Raw genomic sequence first — 23,190 nt, forward strand, 5'->3', positions numbered from 1 at the left:
GCACACACAAGGCGCAGACCTATGTCGCAGTTCTTTATCCAACGCCCCATCTTTGCATGGGTGATCGCTCTCTTCATTTTGGTGCTGGGCGCGGTGTCCATCACCAAGCTACCCATTTCGCAATATCCACCCGTTGCCCCGCCGTCTATTACGATCAACACCAGCTACCCTGGCGCGTCGGCACAAACGCTGGAAGACAGCGTTCTGTCGGTGATTGAGCGCGAAATGAACGGTTCGCCCGGTTTGATCTACATGGAATCGGTCGCACAAGCCGATGGTTCTGGCAGCATCACACTGACTTTTGAAACTGGCACCAACCCTGATTTGGCCCAAGTGGATGTGCAAAACCGCTTGGCCCGCGCCACCCCTCGGCTGCCCAGTGCGGTGTCCCAGCAAGGGGTGCGCGTTGACAAATCGCGTTCCAACTTTCTGCAGTTCGTCATGTTGTCGTCCACCGACCCCAACACCGACACCATCGCCTTGGGTGACTATGCCTCCCGCAACATCGTGCCCGAACTCCAGCGCGTAGCGGGGATTGGTCAAGCGCAGTTGTTTGGTACTGAGCGCGCCATGCGCATTTGGCTCGATCCCGCCAAGCTGGCCTCTTACAACCTGACTGCAACCGATGTAAACAGTGCCATTTCCGCGCAAAACGCCCAAGTTTCCGCAGGTGCCATCGGTGATCGTCCCAACATCACCGGGCAAAACATCGCAGCCACCGTCGTTGTCAAAGGGCAGCTCGCTAACACCCGCGAGTTTGGCAACATCGTCTTGCGCGCCAATACCGATGGCAGCAGCGTACGACTTAAAGACGTAGCCCGCATCGAGCTGGGCGCACAAGCCTATGCCACCGCAGCCCGCGTCAATGGCAAACCAGCCATTGGCATTGGTTTGCAACTCTCCACCAGCGGCAATGCCATGGCTGCAGCGCAAGCAGTGCGTGACCGCATGACACAACTGCACGCTTACTTCCCCAGTGGCATGCAGTGGAGCATTCCCTACGACACATCGCGTTTCGTAAAAATCTCCATCACCCAAGTGGCACAAACCCTGCTTGAAGCAGTGGTGCTGGTGTTCTTGGTGATGTTCCTGTTCCTGCAAAACTGGCGCTACACCATCATCCCATCGGTGGTGGTTCCCATTACCTTGCTAGGTACTTTTGGTGTGCTGTACAGCATGGGCATGTCCATCAACGTGCTCACCATGTTTGGCATGGTGCTGGTCATCGGTATCGTCGTGGATGACGCCATCGTGGTGGTCGAAAACGTCGAACGCATCATGAGCGAAGAAGGTCTGTCACCGCTCAAAGCAACCCAAAAAGCAATGCACCAAATCTCTGGTGCGATTGTGGGCGTGACCTTGGTGCTGATTGCCGTATTTGTGCCGTTGGCTTTCTTTGCGGGTTCTGTGGGCAATATTTACCGCCAGTTCTCCGCCGTGATGGTGTCCGCCATTGCCTTGTCTGCCCTCATGGCACTGACACTAACCCCCGCTTTGTGCGCCACGCTGCTCAAACCAGTAGAAGCAGGGCATGCACACGCCAAGACAGGTTTCTTTGGCTGGTTCAACCGCGGCTTTAGTCGCACCGCCAAATCTTATGAAGGCTGGGTACAGCGCCTCCTGGGCAAAGCATGGCGCTATGTGGTGGTCTATGCAGCCATCATCGCTGCTGTGGGTGTGATTTATTTGCGCCTGCCAACCTCGTTCTTGCCCGCCGAAGACCAAGGCAATGTGTTCGTCAACATACAACTGCCCCCCGGTGCCACCATGGAACGCACCACCAAAGTGGTGGAGCAAGTGGAGCAATTCTTCCTCAAGCAACCAGAAGTAGAAAGCATTGTGGGCGTGCTGGGCTTTAGCTTCTCGGGCCAAGGTCAAAACGCCGCGCTAGGCTTTGTGTCGCTCAAAGACTGGAAGGAACGCGCTGGTGAACAACACTCAGCCCAAGCGCTAGCAGGCCGGGCTTTTGGGGCACTCATGGGCATTCGCGATGCCTTCATCTTCCCCTTGAGCCCTCCCCCCATTCCCGAGTTGGGCAACGCATCGGGCTTTACCTTCCGTCTGCAAGACCGCAGCAACCAAGGCCACGATGCACTGCTGGCCGCCCGCAACCAGCTTCTGGGCATGGCATCCAAGAGCAAAATCCTCACCCAAGTGCGCCCTGACGGTTTGGAAGATGCACCGCAACTGCAAATCGACGTCGACCGCGACAAGGCCAGCGCACTGGGCGTAGGCTTTGCCTCGATCAACAGCACCATATCCACCGCGCTGGGTTCCAGCTACGTGAACGACTTCATCAACGCTGGTCGTATGCAGCGCGTGGTGGTGCAGGCCGATTCTCCAGCGCGCATGCAGCCCGAAGACATCCTCAAGCTCAACGCCATCAACAGCAGTGGCAAAGCCGTTCCCCTGTCGGCCTTTGCCAGCACCCGCTGGATCAAGGGCCCCATGCAAACCGTGCGCTACAACGGCTACCCCGCTATGCGCATTGGCGGCAGCGCTGCACCAGGCTACAGCACAGGCGATGCCATGGCCGAAATGGAACGCCTAGCCAGCCAATTGCCCACAGGCTTTGGCTTTGAGTGGACGGCCCTATCCCGCGAAGAAAAAATCGCTGGCAACCAAGCCATGGTGGTGTACGGCTTTGCTATCTTGGCCGTGTTCCTGTGTTTGGCAGCGCTCTATGAAAGCTGGAGCGTGCCGCTGGCCGTGATTTTGGTCGTGCCATTGGGCGTATTCGGTGTGGTTCTGGCAACGCTGCTGCGCAGCTACGCCAACGATGTCTACTTCCAAGTGGGCCTCATCACCATCATCGGCTTGTCAGCCAAGAATGCGATTTTGATTATCGAGTTCGCCAAAGACCTGCAAGCGCAGGGCAAAACAGCCATCCAAGCGGCCCTGAGCGCGGCACACCTGCGCTTCCGCCCCATCGTCATGACCTCACTGGCCTTCATGCTGGGTGTGGTGCCCTTGGCTATCGCCACGGGTGCAGGTTCTGCCAGCCAGCGCGCCATCGGCACCGGCGTGATTGGGGGCACTGTTGCCGGCACCGTGCTGGCCGTGTTCTTCGTCCCCCTGTTCTACGTCCTCGTTCGCAGCATCTTCAAAGGCAGCAAACGTCAGCAGCAATTTGACTTGGAGCACTCCCACCAAACCGGAGTGGAATCCCATGAATAAATCTTTCCTCACCCCCCCGGCAGCACTGCGTCCGCGCGCCGTGGTTTTGGCACTGGGCACCACCATGCTCATGGCTGGATGCAGCTTGATCCCCAGCTACCAGCGCCCAGCCGCACCAGTGGCCGAGCGCTTTGACAGCAGCGCCGCCACCAATGCCAACACCAAGGCCGTGGCCGATATTGAATGGCAAAGCTTCTTTCAAGACGCACGCCTCAAACGCCTGATTGAGATCGCCTTGGCCAATAACCGCGACCTGCGCGTGGCCGCCCTCAACATCGAGCAGATGCGTGCCAAATTGCAAGTGGCCCGCGCCGATCAGTTGCCCACTGTCAATGCCAGCCTTTCAGGAACCCGTGGCCCCTCTGCCAGCAGCAACTACACCACGGTCACCAGCAGCTACACCGCTGGCCTGAACATCACGTCGTACGAACTGGACTTCTTCGGTCGCGTGCGTGCACTCAGCCAAGTGGCCCAGGCCCAGCTACTGAGCACTGAAGAAGCCCGCAAGACCGTGCAAATGAGTTTGGTCGCCTCGGTAGCCACCACCTACCTGAGCCTGCTGTCTGACCAAGAGCAACTGCAACTGACGCGCGAGACACTGCAATCGCGCCAAGAGTCGTTGCGCCTAACACAGCTCAAATACGACAACGAGTCAGCCTCCAAATTGGATCTGAGCCAAGCCCAATCGCTGCTAGAAGCCGCCAAAGTTTCCTTGGCCCAGCTAGAACGCCAGCGCGCCCAAGACGAAAGCAGCTTGGCCCTGCTGCTAGGCCAACCTCTGCCCACCGACTTGCCTGCTGGCTTGCCGCTGAGCCAACAAGGGTTGGTCGCCGATTTGCCTGCGGGCGTGCCCTCTGAACTGCTGACCCGCCGCCCCGATGTGCGCCAAGCCGAGCAAACCCTGCTGGCCAACAACGCCAACATCGGTGCTGCCCGTGCCGCCTTCTTCCCCAACATCACGCTCACTGCCAGCGCAGGGGTAGCCAGCGGGGATTTAGACAAGCTCTTTAGCGACGGCACCTCGGTTTGGTCATTCACTGGCCAGTTGCTGCAACCCATCTTCAACGCGGGCCGCAACAAGGCCAATCTGGAGGTGGCCAAGGTCAACCGCGACATTGCCATTGCCCAGTACGAAAAAGCCATCCAAACCGGCTTCAAAGAAGTGGCCGACGCACTGGCTGGCCGCGCCACACTGGCCGATCAGCTACGCGCTCAAAACGCCCAGCTGCAAGCCTTGCAGAGTACCCTGCAGCTGACCAAACTGCGATTTGACAACGGAACAGCCAGCTCCTTTGAAATGCTGGACGCCCAGCGTTCGCTGTTTGCAGCCCAGCAATCGACCATTCAGGTGCTGGCCCAGCAGCAACAAAACTTGGTCACGCTGTATAAGGTGCTGGGAGGTGGTTGGACTCAGACAAGCGAAACACCGACACAGACTGCACCAAGTCCTGCGCCTGCGCCCTGAGGCTGGCCGCCGAGGCGGCCACTTCTTCCACCAACGCGGCATTGTGTTGGGTCACTTGATCCATCTGACCCACAGCCTCACTCACTTGCGACACCCCAGCGCTTTGCGCGCTGGAGGCGTCGCTGATAGTCTCCACAATGCGCGCCACCTGGTTAATGGACTGCACCACCTCAGCCATGGTGGCACGCGCCTCTTCCACCTGCTTGCCTCCCCGCTCCACCTGCTGAACACTAGCCGTAATCAACGCACTGATCTCCTTGGCCGCCGATGCACTGCGGCCAGCCAAAGCCCGCACCTCACTGGCCACCACGGCAAAGCCGCGGCCTTGCTCGCCCGCACGGGCAGCCTCTACCGCCGCATTGAGGGCCAGAATATTGGTCTGAAAGGCAATGCTGTCGATCACGGCAATGATGTCGCCAATCTTGCTGCTCGATTCGTTGATGCCACGCATGGTGCTCACCACATCAGCAACCACCACACCACCGCGCTGCGCCACTTGCGAGGCGGTTTGTGCCAAGGTATTGGCCTCTTGCGCCGAATCGGCGTTTTGTCGCACCGTGCTGGCCAATTCGTGCAAAGAAGCGGACGTCTCCTCCAGCGCACTGGCTTGGTTCTCGGTACGGGCGGACAAGTTCTGGTTCCCCTCAGCAATCTCACTGCTGACGGTGGCCAAAGTATCAGCGTTGTGCTTAACCCGTTCCACCATAGAGTGAAATGCACTCTGCGCCCGCCCCATGGCCAGTAGCAAATGCCGCGTATCGTCATTACCCATAGGCTGTACCTGCACGGTCAAATTGCCATCGGCCAAGGCATCAGCCAGCTTTTCAGCCTGACTCATAGGCTGCTGCGTCACCCGCGCCAACCACAGCGCCACCGCCACCATGGTGACAGCGCCCATGAGCAAAGCCAGCCCCACCAACCAGCGCGTACGCGTGAGGCTGCTGTCGGCCAGCTCAGCTTGCACCTCCCACACAGACGACACATCCTCACCAATCTGAGCCATTTGTGTCTCTAGCTCACTGAACGACTGCTGAAAAGCAGACAAGCCCTCGTAAGCCGCATCTGCATCCGACTGGGCTTTGTCCACCACCTGCTCAGCCAAACGGATATAGCCATCAACCAGCGGTAGCACCTGCTCCACGCGCTTTTGCAGCTCGGGCGTGAGCTGTGCATTGCGCACTTCTTGCATGCGCTCCCGAAAGTTTTTGCCATGCTCAAGCAAATCACTCTTCGCCTCTTTGGCCTGCTGGACATTGCTGGTGTGCGCCGCCGTCAAGGCTAGCAACACATCGCCGCGTATGGCGTCATGCATCATGTCCGCGTCTTGGCTGCTCTGCAGCGCCTTGGCCGCACCTATGGCTTTGTCCATCAGCAGACCCAGTTGCCCCGCCCCCAGCAAGCCCACACCACCCACCAAAGCGGCCAATACAGCCCCCACCACACCAAGCCCCACCACCTGATCGCGTAGCCGCATCGCTCCCTCCTGTACCCGCACTACCTCAATGGCAATGCAATAGAGGCCAACGTAACAGCAAAGGCCGCAACGTAGGTATTGAAGTTGTAAACAACTGCTAGAGAAAACGCTACTGCTAACAGCTGATTGCAAACCGAAAACAAACGCACAAAAGACGAAAGGCCGCATATAGCGGCCTTTCCATTTGGTGCATCTTTCAGCTTGTTAGCGTCCAGAGCGCATCCCAATCATTTAGTGGCTGTGATCATACACAGCAGCGAAGGATTCGGAAATGCACTCTGGCCGGAACCACGAACCACAGTCATGAGCAATTCAAGATTGGCTTTCATTCTTGCGATTATATCCCTCACGAACCACAAATTGCATAAAACGCAGATTTATGCATAATGCACTACACAAAAAGAAAGGCGACGGTTGCTACCAACAACTCGCCGCCTCGTTCGCCAACCCACCCTGCGAGGGGATAACTTGGCTATCTGGGCCAAGAGGAGGATGCATATGTGATTAAACACATGATCAGAAGAAACTTGGCCCGGCTCAACTCGTTATGAATTGAGCCGGGCCAATTGTCTTATAAATGAACAGAAAGCTCAAAGATGAGCAGCAGGGAGAAGAATATGGCGAACATGCGCTACAGGCTTGCGCTCGATTTGGGAACAACATCACTAGGCTGGGCCATGATTCGGCTCAACCACGAAACACCACCTGCGCCAGTCGCCATCATCAAAGCCGGCGTGAGAATCTTTGCCGATGGACGCAACCCGAAAGATGGCTCATCCCTTGCCGTAACCCGGCGCGAAGCGCGTGCCATGCGCCGCAGGCGCGACCGATTGCTCAAGCGCAAAGCGCGCATGGAAAAGACGCTGATTGACCACGGTTTTTTCCCAGCCAATGAAGCTGAGCGCAAAGCCTTGGTCACTCTTGACCCCTACGAGCTGCGAGCCAAGGGCTTGGATGAAGCGCTGACGCCCGCCGAATTTGCCCGCGCCCTTTTCCACATCAACCAGCGACGCGGCTTCAAGAGCAACCGCAAGACGGACAAGAAGGACAACGACAGCGGTGCGCTGAAGCAGGCTATCTTGGGCTTGCGCTCCCAACTCCACCCGCAAGGCCACGATGGCAAGGCACGCACGGTGGGCGAACTGCTGTACCGCCGTTTGACCAACACCGCCCTACCGCCCACCCAGCGCACGGTGCGCGCCCGCTACCGCGAGCAGCGCATCGTCAAAGACGACGGCAAATCCAAAATCGACAAGAGCTACGACCTCTACATCGACCGCGCCATGATCGAGGCTGAGTTCGATGCACTGTGGGCGAAACAATCGTCGCTCAACCCCACCCAGTTCAACCCCACGGCACGCGACCAGCTTAAAGACTGCCTGCTGCACCAGCGCCCGCTCAAACCCGTCAAGCCCGGGCGCTGCACCTTGCTGCCCGACGAAGAACGCGCCCCACTGGCTCTGCCTAGCGTACAGCGCTTTCGCATCTACCAAGAGGTGAACAACTTGCGCATCTTGCGCGAAGGCTTGAAGGAAGAAGCCCTCACGCTACAGCAACGCGATGCCTTGGTAGCCGCGCTGGAAGCCAATAGCAAACGCAGCTTCACGCAAATCAAAAAACTGCTAGGCATTGGTGGCGCAGTGCAGTTCAACTTTGAAGACCCCAAACGGCAAGAACTCAAGGGCAACACCACCAGCGCGATCTTGTCCAAGGACGAATACTTTGGCAAAACATGGCTTGCCTTTGATGAAACCAAGCAAGACGCCATCGTGCTGCAACTGGTCACCGAAGAGAACGAAGCCAAGCTGGTGCAGTGGCTGCAAGCAGAAACAGGCATTGACGAACGCCGCGCCGATGCAATTGCCAATGTGGGACTGCCCGAAGGCTACGGCAGCCTGAGTAGCAAGGCGCTGGCGCGCATACTGCCCGAGCTACGGCGCGATGTGGTGACGTACGACAAAGCTGTGGTGGCAGCGGGGTTTGAACACCACAGCAACATAAGCCCGGCAGCCACTGGCGAAATACTGCCCGAGCTGCCGTATTACGGCATTCCGCTGCAGCGCCACGTAGGCTTTGGCACCGGCAAGCCCGAAGACCCTGATGAAAAGCGCTACGGCAAGATCGCCAACCCCACGGTACATATTGGCCTCAACCAAGTGCGCTTGGTTGTGAACGCCCTTATCAAACGCTACGGCCACCCCAGCGAAGTGATTGTGGAATTGGCACGCGACCTCAAGCAAAGCAAGGAGCAGCGTGATGAAGAGAATAAACGCCAGGCCGAGAACCAGCGACGCAACGCCCGGTTGCGCGCCGACATTGCAGGCGTATTGAACATCAGCCCCGAGCGCGTACGGGCTGCTGATATTCAAAAAATGATTCTGTGGGAAGAGTTGAGCGACAACGTGGCCGACCGCCGCTGCCCCTACTCGGGCGTGCAAATCAGTGCGGCCATGCTGCTGAGCGAGCAGGTCGAGATAGAACACATCCTGCCCTTCTCTGAAACACTGGATGACAGCCTGAACAACAAAACTGTTTCGCTGCGCCAAGCCAACCGCATCAAGGGAAACCGCACGCCATGGCAGGCGCGGGATGACTTTGAAGCGCAAGGCTGGAGCTATGCCGCCATGCTGGAGCGCGCCGAACAAATGCCCAAGGCCAAGCGCTACCGCTTTGGTGAAGATGGCTATGCACGTTGGCTCCAAGACGATGCGGGCTTTCTAGCCCGTGCACTCAACGACACCCGCCACCTGAGCAAAGTCGCCCGCGAATACCTAAGCCTGATCTGCCCGCAAAACACCCGCGTCATACCGGGGCGCATGACAGCCATGCTGCGTGCCAAGTTTGGTTTGAACGATGTGCTGAGTTTGCAAGGGGAGAAGAATCGCAACGACCACCGCCACCACGCGGTGGATGCCTGTGTGATTGGCGTAACCGACCAAGGTCTGCTGCAACGCTTTGCACAAGCCAGCGCCAGCGCACGGGAGCAGCAGCTAAATCGATTGGTGGAAAACATGCCTCCCCCGTGGGGCGAAAACCTGGATAACTATCGCGCCCATGTGCAACGAGCCATACAAAACATCTGGGTCAGCCACAAACCCGACCACGGCCATGAAGGTGCCATGCACAACGACACCGCCTACGGCCTGCTAGGCAATGGTCGTGTGAGCGTGCACAAGGTGGTGGATGGCAAGCGTGAGCGCATAGAAGACAACCTCAAAGTCATTGAATTCAGCAGCGCCAAAGCCGTAGCTCGCCACGGCGTACTGCCCACGGGCGAACCGCGCCCCTACAAGGGCTACAAGGGCGACAGCAACTACTGCATCGAAATCGTGCGCAATGACAAGGGCAAGTGGGAAGGCGAAGTGATTTCCACCTTCGAGGCCTACCAACTGGTACGCACACATGGGCTGGCTCGGCTGCGGCATCCCAAATTGAGTGTGAGCGGGAAACCACTGGTGATGCGACTAATGATTGGTGACACCGTACGACTCAACAACGATGATCAACTGCTAACTGGACGAGTGGCGTGGATTAAGTCAAACACACAAATTGCACTCGCAGCCGTTCACGAAGCGAATACCGATGCACGGGCACGCGATAAAAATGACCCGTATACATACACCGTAAAAACTGCTGGGGTATTCCAAAAAGTGAGCGCCCGCCGAGTCACCATCTCCCCCATCGGCGAACTCCACGACCCCGGATTCAAGGGGTAAGCAGCATGATCGGTCGCATCGTAGAAGTGGCCGATGATCGTCGGCATCTGTTCATGCACCGCGGCTTTATGGTGGTGCAAGACACTGAAGGCGAGCGCAAAGAGTTGGGCCAAGTGCCGCTGGATGACATTGCTGCCGTCATCGCCAATGCACACGGCCTGAGCTACACCAACAACCTGCTGGTGGCGCTGGCCGAGCGCGGAGCGCCCTTTGTGCTGTGCGCGGCCAACCACAACGCAGTGGGCATGTTGCTGCCGATTGACGGCAACTTTGAGCAAGCCAAACGCATAGAAGCCCAGATAGCCGCCAGCCAACCCACTCACAAACGCCTCTGGGCGGCTGTGGTGCGCAGCAAGCTGGAGCAACAGGCCGCTGCACTAGAAGCCGCAGGCTCCCCCACCGCACCGCTCACTGCGTTGGTATCCAAGGTCAAAAGTGGTGATCCAGAAAACGTGGAGGCACAAGGCGCTCAACGCTACTGGAAGCTGCTGTTTGGTGACGCTTTCCGGCGTGATCAAAATGGCGGCGGGCTCAATGGTCTGCTGAACTACGGCTACACCGTACTGCGCGCCGCCACAGCACGGGCTGTGATCGCCGCTGGCCTACACCCCAGCATTGGCCTGCACCACAGCAACGACAACAACGCCATGCGCTTGGTAGACGATGTGATGGAGCCGTTCCGCCCCATCATCGACTTGAAGGTTTGGCATCTGCGCCGCAATGGCGAAGGCGAAGTAACCCCCGAAACCAAACGCGCCTTGGTTCGCACCCTGTACGACGACATGCAAACCGAGGCAGGGGCCACGCCTGTGATGGTGTGCACACAGAAGCTGGCCGTATCACTTGCACAGGTGTATTTAGGTGAAAGAGAAAAACTCGATTTACCGCTCCCGGGTCTGCCGTTGGCACTCATCAACGCACTGCAAGATGAATAGTGGCGTGCACCCATGCTTTCTGGATACAGACTCATGTGGATGGTGGTGATGTTTGACCTGCCTGTGGTGGAAAAGGCCGAACGCAAGGCTGCCACTGAGTTTCGCAACACACTGTTAGACATGGGCTTTGAGATGAGCCAGTTCAGCGTATATATGCGCTTTTGCACCAGTGCAGCGCAAGTGGATACCTACTGCAAACGCGTAGAAGCAGCCTTGCCCGAAGGGGGTAAAGTGAATATCCTGCAATTCACTGACAAGCAGTACGAACGCATTGTCAGCTTCCACGGAAAAGCAAAACTACCCGCCAATAAAACGCCCGATCAGTTCGACCTTTTTTAACCTATGCCTGCGATTTTTCCAGCGCCAAAAACGATAAACCCCTTGACGAATCAAGGGGTTACCGTATCTAGAGTCTAGATGATTGGGATATGCGCTCTGGCCGGAACTACTTCCTTCTCAAAGTTTCCGACTTGTCGAGTCTAGATGATTGGGATATGCGCTCTGGCCGGAACAGGTAGATCGTTGTGTCGCTTTTGCGCAGAAGTCTAGATGATTGGGATATGCGCTCTGGCCGGAACCTGCAAGCCAAGCTATATGCGCTGGAGCATAGTCTAGATGATTGGGATATGCGCTCTGGCCGGAACAGCGCAGCCGCTACAGCGTGTTGGCCAACCAGTCTAGATGATTGGGATATGCGCTCTGGCCGGAACGGATAATGGCTGGATACGAATAATGGCGCAAGTCTAGATGATTGGGATATGCGCTCTGGCCGGAACGCGGTCTAGTCGGTGCACGTTGGTTCGGCTAGTCTAGATGATTGGGATATGCGCTCTGGCCGGAACATTGCTGCAACGACATTGCCCGCCTTCACAAGTCTAGATGATTGGGATATGCGCTCTGGCCGGAACATTGCTGCAACGACATTGCCCGCCTTCACAAGTCTAGATGATTGGGATATGCGCTCTGGCCGGAACTGCCGTGCCCGCACTGTGGCCACATGCAGTAGTCTAGATGATTGGGATATGCGCTCTGGCCGGAACCGCCATGCAGCACTGGCGTGATGCGGATCGAGTCTAGATGATTGGGATATGCGCTCTGGCCGGAACTGGCTTCGATTGCGACTGCTGGGTCAGGCAAGTCTAGATGATTGGGATATGCGCTCTGGCCGGAACGTACGCGAATAGTTCGATTCGTTTGGAAGCAGTCTAGATGATTGGGATATGCGCTCTGGCCGGAACTTGGCTATGCTGGCAGTGCTCGAAAGTCGCAGTCTAGATGATTGGGATATGCGCTCTGGCCGGAACACAGACCGACTGATAGATATTTCGCCTGCTAGTCTAGATGATTGGGATATGCGCTCTGGCGTAAGCGATACCTAGAATGGTCCAATGCTTTCAGAGATTCTGTTTTCCGGTGCCGCCGTTTTGCTCACACTCATGGGGATAGCAATGTGCTTCCTACCGTTCATCTTGGTTTGGGGAGCTTTTGCCATCTACCGCGCCTACATCCACACACCAGACGACAGCGACACGAATCACCAAGAAAAATAATAAAACGGGCTGTACAGCGCGTCCCTATTGCTGGAGTAGCTATCAAATTGATAGCAATCACCACACTGCCAGCACAGTGGTCAGGGCCACCGTCAGGCCCAGCCAGTGGTTCAGGCGGAAGGCCTTGAAGCAGCCATCACGGCTGCGGTGGCGGATCAGCAGGCCATGCCAAACCACTTGGGCGGCAGCCACTGCCCCACCCAGCACCAGCACCCACGGGCGCTGCACCTGCGGGGCGATGGCCAGCCCCCACAACAGGCCGTAGGCCACATAAAAAGCCAGCACGCCCAGCACATCAAAACGCCCCAAGGTGATGGCCGAGGTTTTGATGCCAATGTGCAAGTCGTCGTCGCGGTCCACCATGGCGTATTCGGTGTCGTAGGCCAGCACCCAAAACAGGTTGGCCAGCAGCAGTAGCCAGGCTTGTGCAGGCACGTGGCCCAGCACAGCGGCGTAGGCCATGGGGATGCCAAAGCTAAAGGCCACCCCCAGCACGGCTTGGGGCATGGACACAAAACGCTTGGCAAAGGGGTAGACCAGCGCCAGCACCAGCGCGGCAAACGACCACAGCACGGTGGCGGTGTTGGTGGTGAGCACCAGCGCAAACGCCACCAACACCAGCACCAAGGCCACCCACAGCGCTTCCTTCACACCCAAACGGCCACTGGTAACGGGGCGCTGGGCGGTGCGTTTGACGTGCTTGTCAAAGTCGCGGTCGGCCACGTCGTTGACGGCGCAGCCTGCGCTGCGCATGAGGATGGTGCCCGCCGTGAACACCAGCAGCAAATGCCAACCGGGAAAGCCGCCGGCTGCCAAAAACAAAGCGGCCAGCGTGGGCCACAACAAGAGCAACCAGCCTGCGGGGCGGTTCCAGCGGATCAAGTCCAAGTACAAAGCCAGTTTGGAGCGCATGGCAAACAAAGAAATCAACAAAAAACAGCCTAAGCGTGCAAACGCTGCACACCGGGCAGGTCACAGGCGTAGATGGCGTTGCGCAGGGCGGCAATGGCCTCGTAGCGGGTGAAGCTGCGCCGCCACGCCAGCACCACGCGGCGCGTGGGGGCATCGCCGTTGGCAGGGTCTACCACGGGCACGTAGCGCACCAAGCCGCCTTCGTGCTCGGCCATGGCGGCATTGGCGGGCACACTCAGGCGTGGCACCAGGGTCACGCCCATGCCAGCGGCCACCATGTACTTGATGGTCTCCAGCGACGAGCCTTCAAAGCTCTTGCGAATGCCATCGGCGTCGCTGGAAAAGCGCGCGAACTCGGGGCACACCTCCAGCACATGGTCACGAAAGCAGTGGCCGTTGCCCAGCAACAGCATGGTTTCGGCCTTGAGCTGCTGGGGCGTGATGCTGTCTTGCTGGGCCAGCGGGTGGCTGGTGGGCAAGGCAGCGTAAAACGGTTCGTCGTACAGCTCGGCGGTGGCCAGGCCCGTGTCGGGAAACGGCTCGGCCAAGATGGCGCAGTCGATCTCGCCATTGCGCAGCAGCTCCAGCAGCTTGACGGTGAAGTTCTCCTGCAGCATGAGCGGCATTTGCGGCACGTGGGCAATGAGGTGGCGCACCAGCGCAGGCAGCAAATACGGGGCGATGGTGTAGATGACGCCCAGCTTGAGCGGCCCGGCCAGCGGGTCTTTGCCGCGGCGGGCAATGTCTTTGATGCCTGCCGCCTGCTCCAGCACCACTTGGGCTTGGCGCACCACTTCCTCGCCCAGCGGGGTGACGGTGATTTCGTTGGCGCTGCGCTCAAAGAGTTTGATGTCCAGCTCTTCCTCCAGCTTTTTAACCGCCACCGACAGCGTGGGTTGGGACACAAAGCAGGCATCGGCGGCGCGGCCAAAGTGGCGCTCGCGGGCCAAGGCGACGATGTATTTGAGTTCAGTCAGGGTCATCGTGGAGCAGCGTCAGATGATTAACGTTTATAGGCAGGGTCGTTGCGGTTCAAATCATCGCGCAGCATGAGCAAGCGGTCTTTCCACGCCCGGCGCACTTCGGGCGATTCGCCCTTGAGTACGCGGAATTTTTTCGGTTCCGACTGCAAATTGGCGTCCTGAGCCAGTACCGCCACTTCCAACTCCCCCGTCAGCGATGACACACTGGCCCCACGCAAGGTGGTGTGGATGACATGGTCACCATTGACCAAGGTGATTTTTCCCGTGGGGTCTAAGTCAATGAACCAGTCCACAAAGCCTTGGCGGTTGGCCCCATAGGCGCTGGTGGTGCCCGTAAAGCCCGCCTCTTGCCGCCAATGGTTGAGCTGCTCATGGATGCGCTCTTTGGGGTCTTTGATCTGCGTGAGCGCCGCTTTTTCGGCTGCTTTGGCAGCAGCCTCGGCCACAGCGGCCAAGCGATCGCTCTCTTCCTTGCGGCGCTTGGCTTCTTCGTGGATCAGGATGCGCTCCATGCGCTCAATCCACAGCCCCACTTGGGTGGCAAAGGGCGCAAAACCACGCACCACCAAAGGGGCTAAGCCAGTCAGCAGCACTTCAGTCGTAGGAGTGGGGCCAGCCAAGGCGTTCGCTTCGTCCTCTGGCACGGGGGCTTCGGTGCTAAAGACCTGGGGCTCCAGCGGTTCAAACTGAAACGGCGTGTCGGCAGTGGCACCCGGACTGCTGGGGGTGGCGGGTGCTGCGGGCATTTCGGGTTGCACCACGGGGGCCAAGTCTGCCGGTGGCTCCCACGCTTTGGCCACAAAGCGCACCGACCACTTGCCTGTGGGTTTGGGTTCGGCGTCGTTCTCGGACTGTTGCACTTCGGGCGCGGTGACGATGCGCAGGCCCGCTGCATCGAGCGTGATTTGCACTGGCCCTTGGGTGATTTGGGGCGCGTCGTCGCCTTGGCGCTGGATCAATTCGGCTTGGCTGGCGTTGATGTGGATTTGGCGCTGCGCGCGCAGAATTTCGACCGTCCAGCCGTGGCTCTCAAAACGGGCACCGCCCGGCACCTTGAGGATGCGGGTAGTCCAACGGTCAACCCTTTTTTCCAAATATATGAACCAGCCCGCCAGCGGCAAACCCACCAGACAAGCCCACATCCACCATTCCATTGCAGCCACTACCCTTTCTGTATCGCGTATCAAGCCTTGAGGTACTCGACCTTACCACCAAGCCAGCGCTGTACATGCTTGCTCGCTAGGTGCGGGTAGCGGTCAAGCAATTTGGGTGCCTCGCGGCGCGCCCATTGCAGTATCTCGTCGTCCTGCGCCAAATCGGCAAAGCGCAGCATGGCCTCACCGCTTTGCCGCGCCCCCATGAACTCGCCCGGCCCGCGTATCTCCAAATCGCGCCGGGCGATTTCAAAGCCGTCATTGGTCTCCACCATGGCCTTGAGGCGCTCACGCGCCGTGTCGCTCAAGCGCGCCGCATCGCCCGTGGAGTACAGCAACACACACACCGAGGCCACCGCCCCGCGCCCCACCCGCCCACGCAGTTGGTGCAACTGGCTCAGGCCAAAGCGCTGGGCGTTCTCAATCACCATGAGCGAGGCATTGGGCACGTCCACACCCACTTCAATCACGGTTGTACTCACCAACAGCGCCATGCGCCCGTCGATAAACGCCTGCATCACGGCCTTTTTCTCCGGCACAGGCATGCGCGAATGCAGCAGCCCTACCAGCGCTGGCTCGCCACCCGGCATGGTGCAGCCTTGCAAGGCGTCCACCAAATCGGCATGGGTGTGGGTGGCATTGCTCAAGTCCAGCGCTTCACTCTCTTCAATGAGCGGGCACACCCAGTACACCTGCCGCCCCTCTTGCACTTGGGCGCGGATGCGCTCGATCACGTCCATCCGACGCGACTCGTGGAACACCTTGGTCACCACCGGGGTGCGACCGGGTGGCAGTTCGTCCAGCGTGGAGACGTCTAGGTCGGCGTAGTAGCTCATGGCCAGCGTGCGCGGTATGGGGGTGGCCGTCATCATGAGCAAATGCGGCTCCAGTTTGGTGGCGTTCTCGCCCTCCAGGTGCAGCTTGTTGCGCAGGGCCAAGCGCTGGGCCACGCCAAAGCGGTGCTGCTCGTCGATGATGGCCAGCGCCAAATTGTGAAAGCGCACCTTGTCCTGAATGATGGCGTGCGTGCCCACCACCAGCTGCGCCTGGCCACTCTCTATGCGCTCGAGCATGGCGCGGCGCTCTTTGGGCTTTTGGCTGCCAGTCAGCCACGCGGTGCCTATGCCCAGCGGCTCCAGCCACGCCAGCAGCTTGCGAAAGTGCTGCTCGGCCAGTATCTCGGTGGGGGCCATCAGCGCGCACTGCCAACCAGCGTCTATGCACACAGCAGCGGCCAGCGCGGCCACCACGGTCTTGCCCGCCCCCACATCGCCCTGCAGCAAGCGGTGCATGGGCACGTGGCGCGCCATGTCAGCGGCTATCTCGCGCACCACACGCTGCTGGGCATTGGTCAGCCCAAAGGGCAAGGCGGCCAGCAGGCGGGCGTGCAAGGTGCCGGCTCCCTCGTCTGGCGGCTCCTGCAGCACGGGGGCACGCAGGTGGGCACGCTCGCGGCGGTGTTGTAGTTGGCTGATTTGCTGGGCCAGCAGCTCCTCGGCTTTGAGGCGCTGCCACGCCGGGTGGCTGTGGTCTTCCAGCGTGGCCAGCGCGGTGTCGGGCGTGGGGTGGTGCAAAAAGTAGAGCGCATCGCGCAGCGTCCACAGCGGGTGCGAGCCCGTGCCGTGCCACAGCTCGTCCAAGTCGCCGGGGGCGAAGGTATCGCTCAGGTCGGCCCGCGCCAGCCCCGCTTGCACGGCCTTGCGCAGCACGGGCTGGGTGAGCTGCGCCACCGTGGGGTAGATGGGTGTGAGGGCGGTGGGCAAATCGCCCCCCGCTGCTTTGCAGTGCGGGTGCAGCATGGTTTTGCCAAAGAAGCCGCCACGCACCTCGCCGCGTATGCGCAACTTGCGCCCCACGGCCATGGCCTTGAGCTGCGAGCCGTAAAAGCTGAAAAAGCGCAGTGTGCAGGTGGCTGAACCATCGTCCACCGTGACGATGAGCTGGCGCCGGGGCTTGAATGTCACCTCTTGGTGCGTGACCACGGCCTCAATCTGGGCGTGGTCGCCATCGCGCACATCGCGCAGGCGCACGATGCGGGTTTCGTCCTCGTAGCGCAGCGGCAGGTGCAGCGCCAGGTCGATGTCGCGCGTCAAGCCCAGCTTGGCCAGCGCCTGCTCCAGCACCGTGGGCTCGGCGGCCTGGGGGCTGGCAGAAAGACTGGGATCAGTAGCAGTGTCTGTGGCTGAAGACTTTTTGCGCGGCATGGGCCGATTGTGGAGCAGGACTGACCCCCGCTAAGGCTTGCGCGCTATCTCCTGCAGCAAAGCCTGCAGGCTGGGCGCGTGCAAAGGTTTGCTGACAAAGTGGTCCATGCCCACATCCAAGCAGGCTTGGCGGTCTACGTCGTGGGCATTGGCCGTGACGGCCACTATGGGCACACGTGCCATGCCGTGGCTTTGCTCCAGCGCACGGATGCGGCGGGTCGCCTCCATGCCCGACATCACGGGCATTTGCATGTCCATCAGCACCACGGCCCATGGGCGTTGCAAAAAGGAATCTACCGCTTCTTGCCCGTTGTGGGCCGTGAGCACTTGGTAGCCCCAGCGCTGCAACAGGATTTGGGCCAGTTTCTGGTTCACCGGGTGGTCTTCAGCCAGCAGCACCCATGCGCCATTGGCGCAGGGAGAGGCTGTGGGAGCAGTGCTGCAAACCTGCGCCGCTGGCTGGGCCGAACTGGGTTGCACACGCACCATAAACCCAAAGGTACTCCCCTGCCCCGGCGTGCTGTGCAAATGCATGCTGCCCCCCAGCAACTGCACCAAGCGGCTGCAAATACTCAACCCCAACCCCGTACCACCAAACAACCGGGTGGTGGAGGTATCGGCTTGGCGAAAGGCTTCAAATACCAATTGCTGCTTCTCGGGGGCAATGCCAATGCCGGTGTCGCGCACGCTGCCGTGCAGCTCCAAGCCACCGTCTAAGGTTGAACAGGTATGCAAGCGCAACTCCACCTGCCCTTGGGGGGTGAATTTGATGGCGTTGTCTACCAAGTTGGTCAGTATCTGCGCCAAACGCACAGGGTCGCTGCGCACACAGGTGGGCATATCAGGACTGCATTGCAAGAGCAACTGCACGGGTTTGTCTTGCACTTTGCAGCGCAGGCTGTCCATGACCTGCTGGGCCACTGCACGGGGGGAAAAATCGACCGACTCCACGCCCAACTGCCCGGCTTCCATTTTGGAAAAATCCAATATGTCATTGAGCAATGCCAGCAAGACCCCTGCCGATTGGCGTGCAAGCAGCAACTGTTCACGCTGGGAGGCCAACAAATCCCCTTCCAACACCAAATCGGTCATACCCAGTATGCCGTTCATGGGGGTACGGATTTCGTGGCTCACATTGGCCAAAAACTCACTCTTGGCTTGGCTGGCAGCTTCGGCTTTTTCTTTGGCCTGCTGCAGTTGTTGGCGCGTGCGCTGCAGGGACATGATGGTGCGGTTCAACCCTACCAACAGCAGCGTAAACGCCAAGGACACCGCGATGGCCAGCACCAGTGCATTGCGCCAATACTGGTCAGCACTGGCATGGATATCGGCCAAAGGCATGCCGACAACGAAACCCAAACCATAGAACGGCAGGGTTTGAAACGCATACATCCGATTCACCGCCCCCAACCATGCGGCATTGGAGAAGTTACCCAACTGCGTGGCGGAGGATTGGCTGTAAGGCAAACCTTGCAAGGCTTGTCCGTAGACTTGATCGTCTGCAGGACTCAAGGCCAACACACTGCCATCCAAGCGCGTGACCAGCACCACCGATTGGGTGCCTTCGTTGATGCGAGCGCCAAAGCGTGCAAACACCTCGGGACTGACCGAGATGACAATCACCCCTGAAAAAACGCCTCCCCGAAACAAGGGGCGGGTGAACTGGATGGACCAACGTCCCGACACCTTGCCTTTGACGGGCTTGCTGATGAACAACTGGTCTTGATGCGGTGCGCGTTGGTGCACGCGAAAGTGTTCGCGCTCGCTCAAATCCACCCGCTCGCTGGCCTTAGCCAGATTGCTAAAGAGCAGCAAACCATCTGCGCCTACGATGCTGATTTGGAAAGCCAAATCGCTGAGGCTTTCTTGCCGCCGTATGACCTCTTGTGCAAAGCGGCGATCATCCCCCTCCCACTGGCTGCCCAAATCCAGCGCTAGCTCATTGAGGCGGCGAATGGAAGACAATGAAAATTCAGCAAACAGTTGGGCTTGGTCTTGCAAATCGCGCTGGGCTTGCTCCACCACCCCTTGGCGGTAACGCACCGTCTCATAGCCCATAACCCCCCAAATGCAAGCCATGGATAGCCACCACAAACCGACCAAATGCCCATTGCGCAGGCCCAATACCTCGACAAACCAGTGCCAAGTGGCGGCCCAGCGTGGAACAACTATCGGGGTCGTGTCGGTTGTCGTGCGCGAATGCTGCGTAGCCTGCATGCCCACCCCGTGAAAAAGATTGAAACTCTAGGAAGTACCAAGGCACTGCCATTGACTTTGAACAAAGCGATCATGGCTTGGGAGACAATCGCGCTTCGTTTTTTTTTGTAGCCATGTCCTCAAGCCTTGCTGGCACCGCGCGTGCTTACACCCTGTCCGATTTCGATTTCGAGCTGCCCGAAGCACTGATTGCCCAGCACCCAGCGGCACAGCGCAGTGCTTCGCGACTGCTCGATGGTTTGCAACTGCCGCCCACCGACCGCATTTTTCGGGATCTGCCCACGCTGCTGCGCAGCGGTGATTTGCTGGTATTCAACGACACCAAGGTGCTGCACGCCCGCCTGTTTGGCGAAAAACCCACCGGCGGCAAAGCCGAGCTGCTGGTAGAGCGTGTACTGGGCAACAACGAAGTGGCCGTGCACCTGCGGGTGAGCAAAAAACCCGAAGTGGGCACCACCTTGCGCATGGCCTGCGCGCCCGGTCACGACGAAGAGTTTGGTGCCACGCTGTTGGGCCGCTGGCCCGATGCCGATGGCCCGCTGTTTCGCTTTCGCCTCTTTAACGCGGCGGGCGACGATCCCTATACCCTGATGGAACGCCACGGCCACGTGCCGCTGCCACCCTACATCACCCACAGCGATTCGGCCGAAGATGCCCAGCGCTACCAAACCGTATTCGCCCGCAACCCCGGCGCTGTAGCCGCGCCCACCGCCGCCCTGCACTTTGACGAGTCGCTGCTGGAACGCCTAGAAGCCATGGGCGTGCAGCGTGCCAACGTCACGCTGCACGTGGGCGCAGGCACTTTCCAGCCGGTCAAGACCGAGAACATCGCCGAGCACCGCATGCACAGCGAGTGGTACCAAGTACCTGAAGCCACCCAACAAGCCATTGCCCAGTGTCGTGCCCGTGGTGGCCGCGTGGTGGCGGTAGGCACTACCACCGTGCGCACGCTAGAGAGCTGGGCGCAAAGCGGACAGGCACAGGGCGATACCAACATCTTCATCACGCCAGGCTATGCCTTCCAAGTGGTGGATGTGCTGATTACAAACTTTCACCTGCCCAAGTCCACCTTGATGATGTTGGTAAGTGCTTTCGCAGGTTACGAAGAGATACGCACCCTCTACGGGGAAGCCATTAGGCGGCAGTACCGCTTCTTCAGCTATGGTGATGCCATGCTGCTGCAGCGCCAACGGTGACTGCACAGCCAGCCTGTCACACCACACTGCTGATTAGAGGGATACCGTGTCTGCATACAGCCCAGCCACCAGGGGCATGCAGGTGCTTGGGCACCAGCAAAGCCTCGTCAACCGCGACCTGTACACGCGCTTTAGGCCGTGGCCTTTGTTGTTGCTGGCCATGACGCTGGCTATTGCCGCTGTGAATGGTGATTGGCTCGGACAGCCCGCTTTGATTGCGTTTGTGTGTGCTTTGTATCTGACCAACTGGCTTTTGCACCGCCGCGCCCAGCCTCCCGAGAACGGAGAAACCTCCACCAATACCCAATGGCTGCGTGGAATGTGGTTACACATTTACAGCACCAGTTTGATCTGGGGGCTGTTTTACGGCTGGATAGGCAACAGCCAGCCCGTACTTTCTTACCCTTTTTTACTCGCCACGGGGGTAACGCAAGCCTTGGCTTTCTCCAGTTGCGACAACTACCCCCTGCATCCACGCCAAAGCATGGGTGCGCTGCTGCTTTTGCAACTGCCTTGCTTGCTGGTGCTGTTGACGCATGAACAGACGCTCAAGTTGGTGCCATTTTTTGCCCTGCTCATGGTCTTGCAGTGGGTGCGCATTCGCAGCAGCGCCCGCCACTACGAGCATGTGTTGCGCAGCGAAATAGCCTTGCAAGAAAGTCGCCGCGAAATTGAGCGCTTGTCCTCGCACGACAACCTGACGGGCCTATGCAACCGCCGCGGGTTGGAAACCACGCTTTATAGCCAGTGGCACTTGGCTGCCCGCCAGCAAGGGGCCGTGTCTTTGATTGCGTTGGACTTGGATCACATCAAGCGTGTCAACGAACGCTTAGGCCATGGCGCTGGAGATGCCTGTCTGCGCCATGTGGCCCAGCTACTGCGCTCGCAGTTCCGCCGCTCTTCCGATTTGGTAGCACGCATGGGCGGCGATTCGTTTGCCGTGCTGCTACCGCAAACCGATGCCATCGAAGCCATGCGTTTGGCACGCGATCTGCGCGACCAGTTGATGCGCAGTTCACTGGAGTGGAACGGCCAATCCCTGAACATCACGGCCAGCATGGGGGTGGACTGTGCGCGATGGGACATGGATCTGTCCCCCGACGACACACTCAAGCGCATTACCGCAGCCTGCCATGAAGCCAAAACCAAAGGCCGCAACCGTGTTTTGCAGGCCTAAACACGTCATGCTCCCTACAGCTTAAAAGTAGCCACCACCTGCACCAAATCATGGGCTTGGTGCTTAAGGCTGCTGGCAGCCGCCGCCATTTCTTCTACCAACGCGGCATTTTGTTGGGTGGACTGATCCATGGCGACAACCACCTCACCAACCTGCTCTACCCCTGCACTTTGCTCATGGCTGGCGGTACTGATGGCCCCCATGATGTCCGTCACGCGGTGGATACTGTTGACCACTTGCGTCATGGTTTCACCGGCCTTATCCACCAAAGCCGAACCCAACTCGACCTGCTCGACACTGGCGGTGATCAAGCCCTTAATCTCTTTGGCGGCGTCTGCGCTGCGGCTGGCCAAAGACCGAACCTCCGATGCCACCACGGCAAAGCCTCGACCTTGCTCTCCCGCCCGAGCGGCTTCTACCGCTGCATTGAGCGCCAATATATTGGTCTGAAAGGCAATGCCATCAATGACACCGATGATGTCTGCAATCTTGCTGCTAGCGCCATGGATGCCTTTCATCGTCTCGACCACTTGGCCCACCACTTCCCCACCTTGGATCGCCACAGTAGAAGCATTCATGGCCAAATGATTGGCTTGGCGGGCTGAATCAGCGTTTTGCTTGACGGTGGAACCCAGCTCCTCCATGGAAGCAGCGGTTTGTTGCAAGGCGCTGGCCTGTTGTTCCGTACGGGCACTGAGATCGTGGTTGCCCTGTGCTATTTCGGCACTGGCGATGGCAACGGACTCGGAGCCTTGGCGAACATTCGACACCACATCCACCAAGTGGGTGCGCATGCGCTCCAAGCTGGCCAAAAGACGGCTCATTTCATCATGCCCCTGCACAGGCACTTGGTGCGTCAAATCCCCTTCGGCAATGCTGTGGGCCATTGCAACGGCTTGATTGACGGGTTCGATCACGCTGCGGGGAATAAACCAAATCAAGCCGCCCCCTATGAGCAAACTCACCAGCAAAGCACCGACCATGGCCTGTTCCGTAGTGCTGACTTTTTGCGCCACCATGGTGGAGGTTT

14 protein-coding genes, 1 pseudogene and 1 CRISPR repeat array are annotated in these 23,190 nt (G+C 59.0%); of the genes and pseudogenes, 8 read left to right on the top strand and 7 right to left on the bottom strand.

All coding sequences use genetic code 11. The annotated features are described in order from the left end of the window. Positions 1-21: 21 nt before the first annotated feature. Positions 22-3,177: an efflux RND transporter permease subunit gene (locus KIK84_RS05160; protein ID WP_214121950.1), complete on the top strand. Its 3,156-nt coding sequence runs from the start codon at positions 22-24 to the stop codon at positions 3,175-3,177. Then, positions 3,170-4,642, top strand: a complete 1,473-nt coding sequence (locus KIK84_RS05165; protein WP_214121951.1) for an efflux transporter outer membrane subunit — start codon at positions 3,170-3,172, stop codon at positions 4,640-4,642. The genes KIK84_RS05160 and KIK84_RS05165 overlap by 8 nt, the downstream gene beginning before the upstream one ends. Here the strand turns inward: KIK84_RS05165 and KIK84_RS05170 are convergent. Continuing rightward, complete coding sequence (locus KIK84_RS05170) at positions 4,554-6,116, bottom strand: methyl-accepting chemotaxis protein (protein ID WP_250207760.1); 1,563 nt, start codon at positions 6,114-6,116, stop codon at positions 4,554-4,556. The genes KIK84_RS05165 and KIK84_RS05170 overlap by 89 nt on opposite strands. 617 nt (positions 6,117-6,733) lie before the next feature. Between KIK84_RS05170 and cas9 the strand changes: the two genes are divergently transcribed. From cas9 to KIK84_RS05190, 4 genes are all read left to right on the top strand, one after another. Then, a complete protein-coding gene (gene cas9 / locus KIK84_RS05175) occupies positions 6,734-9,832 on the top strand; it encodes a type II CRISPR RNA-guided endonuclease Cas9 (RefSeq protein WP_214121953.1) in 3,099 nt (1,032 codons plus the stop codon). Between the two features lie 5 nt (positions 9,833-9,837). Beyond that, positions 9,838-10,767 carry a type II CRISPR-associated endonuclease Cas1 gene (gene cas1 / locus KIK84_RS05180; RefSeq protein ID WP_214121954.1) on the top strand — a complete coding sequence of 310 codons (930 nt, stop codon included), beginning with the start codon at positions 9,838-9,840 and terminating at the stop codon, positions 10,765-10,767. Positions 10,768-10,779: 12 nt separating this feature from the next. Next, complete coding sequence (cas2, locus tag KIK84_RS05185; protein ID WP_214121956.1) at positions 10,780-11,106, top strand: CRISPR-associated endonuclease Cas2; 327 nt, start codon at positions 10,780-10,782, stop codon at positions 11,104-11,106. Positions 11,107-11,177: 71 nt separating this feature from the next. Next, a CRISPR array of direct repeats spans positions 11,178-12,137; the repeat unit is 36 nt; unit sequence AGTCTAGATGATTGGGATATGCGCTCTGGCCGGAAC. A gap of 18 nt (positions 12,138-12,155) precedes the next feature. Next, entirely contained in the window at positions 12,156-12,317 is a 162-nt protein-coding gene (locus KIK84_RS05190) for a hypothetical protein (RefSeq protein ID WP_214121957.1), read from the top strand. Between the two features lie 57 nt (positions 12,318-12,374). Here KIK84_RS05190 and ubiA read toward each other — a convergent pair whose 3' ends face one another. The 5 genes from ubiA to KIK84_RS05215 are packed head-to-tail and all read right to left on the bottom strand — an operon-like array spanning position 12,375 to position 19,787. Then, positions 12,375-13,229, bottom strand: coding sequence for a 4-hydroxybenzoate octaprenyltransferase (gene ubiA / locus KIK84_RS05195; protein ID WP_214122318.1), 855 nt, complete (start codon positions 13,227-13,229; stop codon positions 12,375-12,377). 29 nt (positions 13,230-13,258) lie between these two features. Then, entirely contained in the window at positions 13,259-14,212 is a 954-nt protein-coding gene (locus KIK84_RS05200) for a hydrogen peroxide-inducible genes activator (RefSeq protein WP_214121958.1), read from the bottom strand. Between the two features lie 20 nt (positions 14,213-14,232). Beyond that, positions 14,233-15,354 carry a hypothetical protein gene (locus KIK84_RS05205; RefSeq protein WP_214121959.1) on the bottom strand — a complete coding sequence of 374 codons (1,122 nt, stop codon included), beginning with the start codon at positions 15,352-15,354 and terminating at the stop codon, positions 14,233-14,235. 41 nt (positions 15,355-15,395) lie between these two features. After that, positions 15,396-17,570 (bottom strand): ATP-dependent DNA helicase RecG, encoded by a 2,175-nt coding sequence (gene recG / locus KIK84_RS05210; RefSeq protein WP_214121960.1) that lies wholly within the window; start codon positions 17,568-17,570, stop codon positions 15,396-15,398. A gap of 30 nt (positions 17,571-17,600) precedes the next feature. Continuing rightward, positions 17,601-19,787: a hybrid sensor histidine kinase/response regulator gene (locus KIK84_RS05215; protein ID WP_214121961.1), complete on the bottom strand. Its 2,187-nt coding sequence runs from the start codon at positions 19,785-19,787 to the stop codon at positions 17,601-17,603. A gap of 113 nt (positions 19,788-19,900) precedes the next feature. Between KIK84_RS05215 and queA the strand changes: the two genes are divergently transcribed. Further along, the gene (gene queA, locus KIK84_RS05220) at positions 19,901-20,983 is read left to right on the top strand and encodes a tRNA preQ1(34) S-adenosylmethionine ribosyltransferase-isomerase QueA (RefSeq protein ID WP_214121962.1); all 1,083 of its coding nucleotides are present in this window, start codon (positions 19,901-19,903) and stop codon (positions 20,981-20,983) included. Positions 20,984-21,029: 46 nt separating this feature from the next. Further along, the gene (locus KIK84_RS16895; protein WP_214121964.1) at positions 21,030-22,160 is read left to right on the top strand and encodes a GGDEF domain-containing protein; all 1,131 of its coding nucleotides are present in this window, start codon (positions 21,030-21,032) and stop codon (positions 22,158-22,160) included. 17 nt (positions 22,161-22,177) lie between these two features. Here KIK84_RS16895 and KIK84_RS16970 read toward each other — a convergent pair. Then, positions 22,178-23,140, bottom strand: a pseudogene (locus KIK84_RS16970) (methyl-accepting chemotaxis protein); the annotation flags it as partial. Positions 23,141-23,190 lie beyond the last annotated feature (50 nt).

It is taken from the genome of Curvibacter sp. CHRR-16 (genome assembly GCF_018474005.1).
GTDB lineage: Bacteria > Pseudomonadota > Gammaproteobacteria > Burkholderiales > Burkholderiaceae_C > Allorhodoferax.

Coding starts and splice junctions, on each gene's coding strand:
- KIK84_RS05190 (WP_214121957.1), top strand. CDS start 12,156: ATGCTTTCAGAGATTCTGTTTTCCGGTGCCGCCGTTTTGCTCACACTC.
- cas1 (WP_214121954.1), top strand. CDS start 9,838: ATGATCGGTCGCATCGTAGAAGTGGCCGATGATCGTCGGCATCTGTTC.
- KIK84_RS05160 (WP_214121950.1), top strand. CDS start 22: ATGTCGCAGTTCTTTATCCAACGCCCCATCTTTGCATGGGTGATCGCT.
- KIK84_RS05205 (WP_214121959.1), bottom strand. CDS start 15,354: ATGTGGGCTTGTCTGGTGGGTTTGCCGCTGGCGGGCTGGTTCATATAT.
- cas2 (WP_214121956.1), top strand. CDS start 10,780: ATGCTTTCTGGATACAGACTCATGTGGATGGTGGTGATGTTTGACCTG.
- KIK84_RS05170 (WP_250207760.1), bottom strand. CDS start 6,116: ATGCGGCTACGCGATCAGGTGGTGGGGCTTGGTGTGGTGGGGGCTGTA.
- queA (WP_214121962.1), top strand. CDS start 19,901: ATGTCCTCAAGCCTTGCTGGCACCGCGCGTGCTTACACCCTGTCCGAT.
- cas9 (WP_214121953.1), top strand. CDS start 6,734: ATGGCGAACATGCGCTACAGGCTTGCGCTCGATTTGGGAACAACATCA.
- KIK84_RS05200 (WP_214121958.1), bottom strand. CDS start 14,212: ATGACCCTGACTGAACTCAAATACATCGTCGCCTTGGCCCGCGAGCGC.
- recG (WP_214121960.1), bottom strand. CDS start 17,570: ATGCCGCGCAAAAAGTCTTCAGCCACAGACACTGCTACTGATCCCAGT.
- KIK84_RS05215 (WP_214121961.1), bottom strand. CDS start 19,787: ATGCAGGCTACGCAGCATTCGCGCACGACAACCGACACGACCCCGATA.
- ubiA (WP_214122318.1), bottom strand. CDS start 13,229: ATGCGCTCCAAACTGGCTTTGTACTTGGACTTGATCCGCTGGAACCGC.
- KIK84_RS05165 (WP_214121951.1), top strand. CDS start 3,170: ATGAATAAATCTTTCCTCACCCCCCCGGCAGCACTGCGTCCGCGCGCC.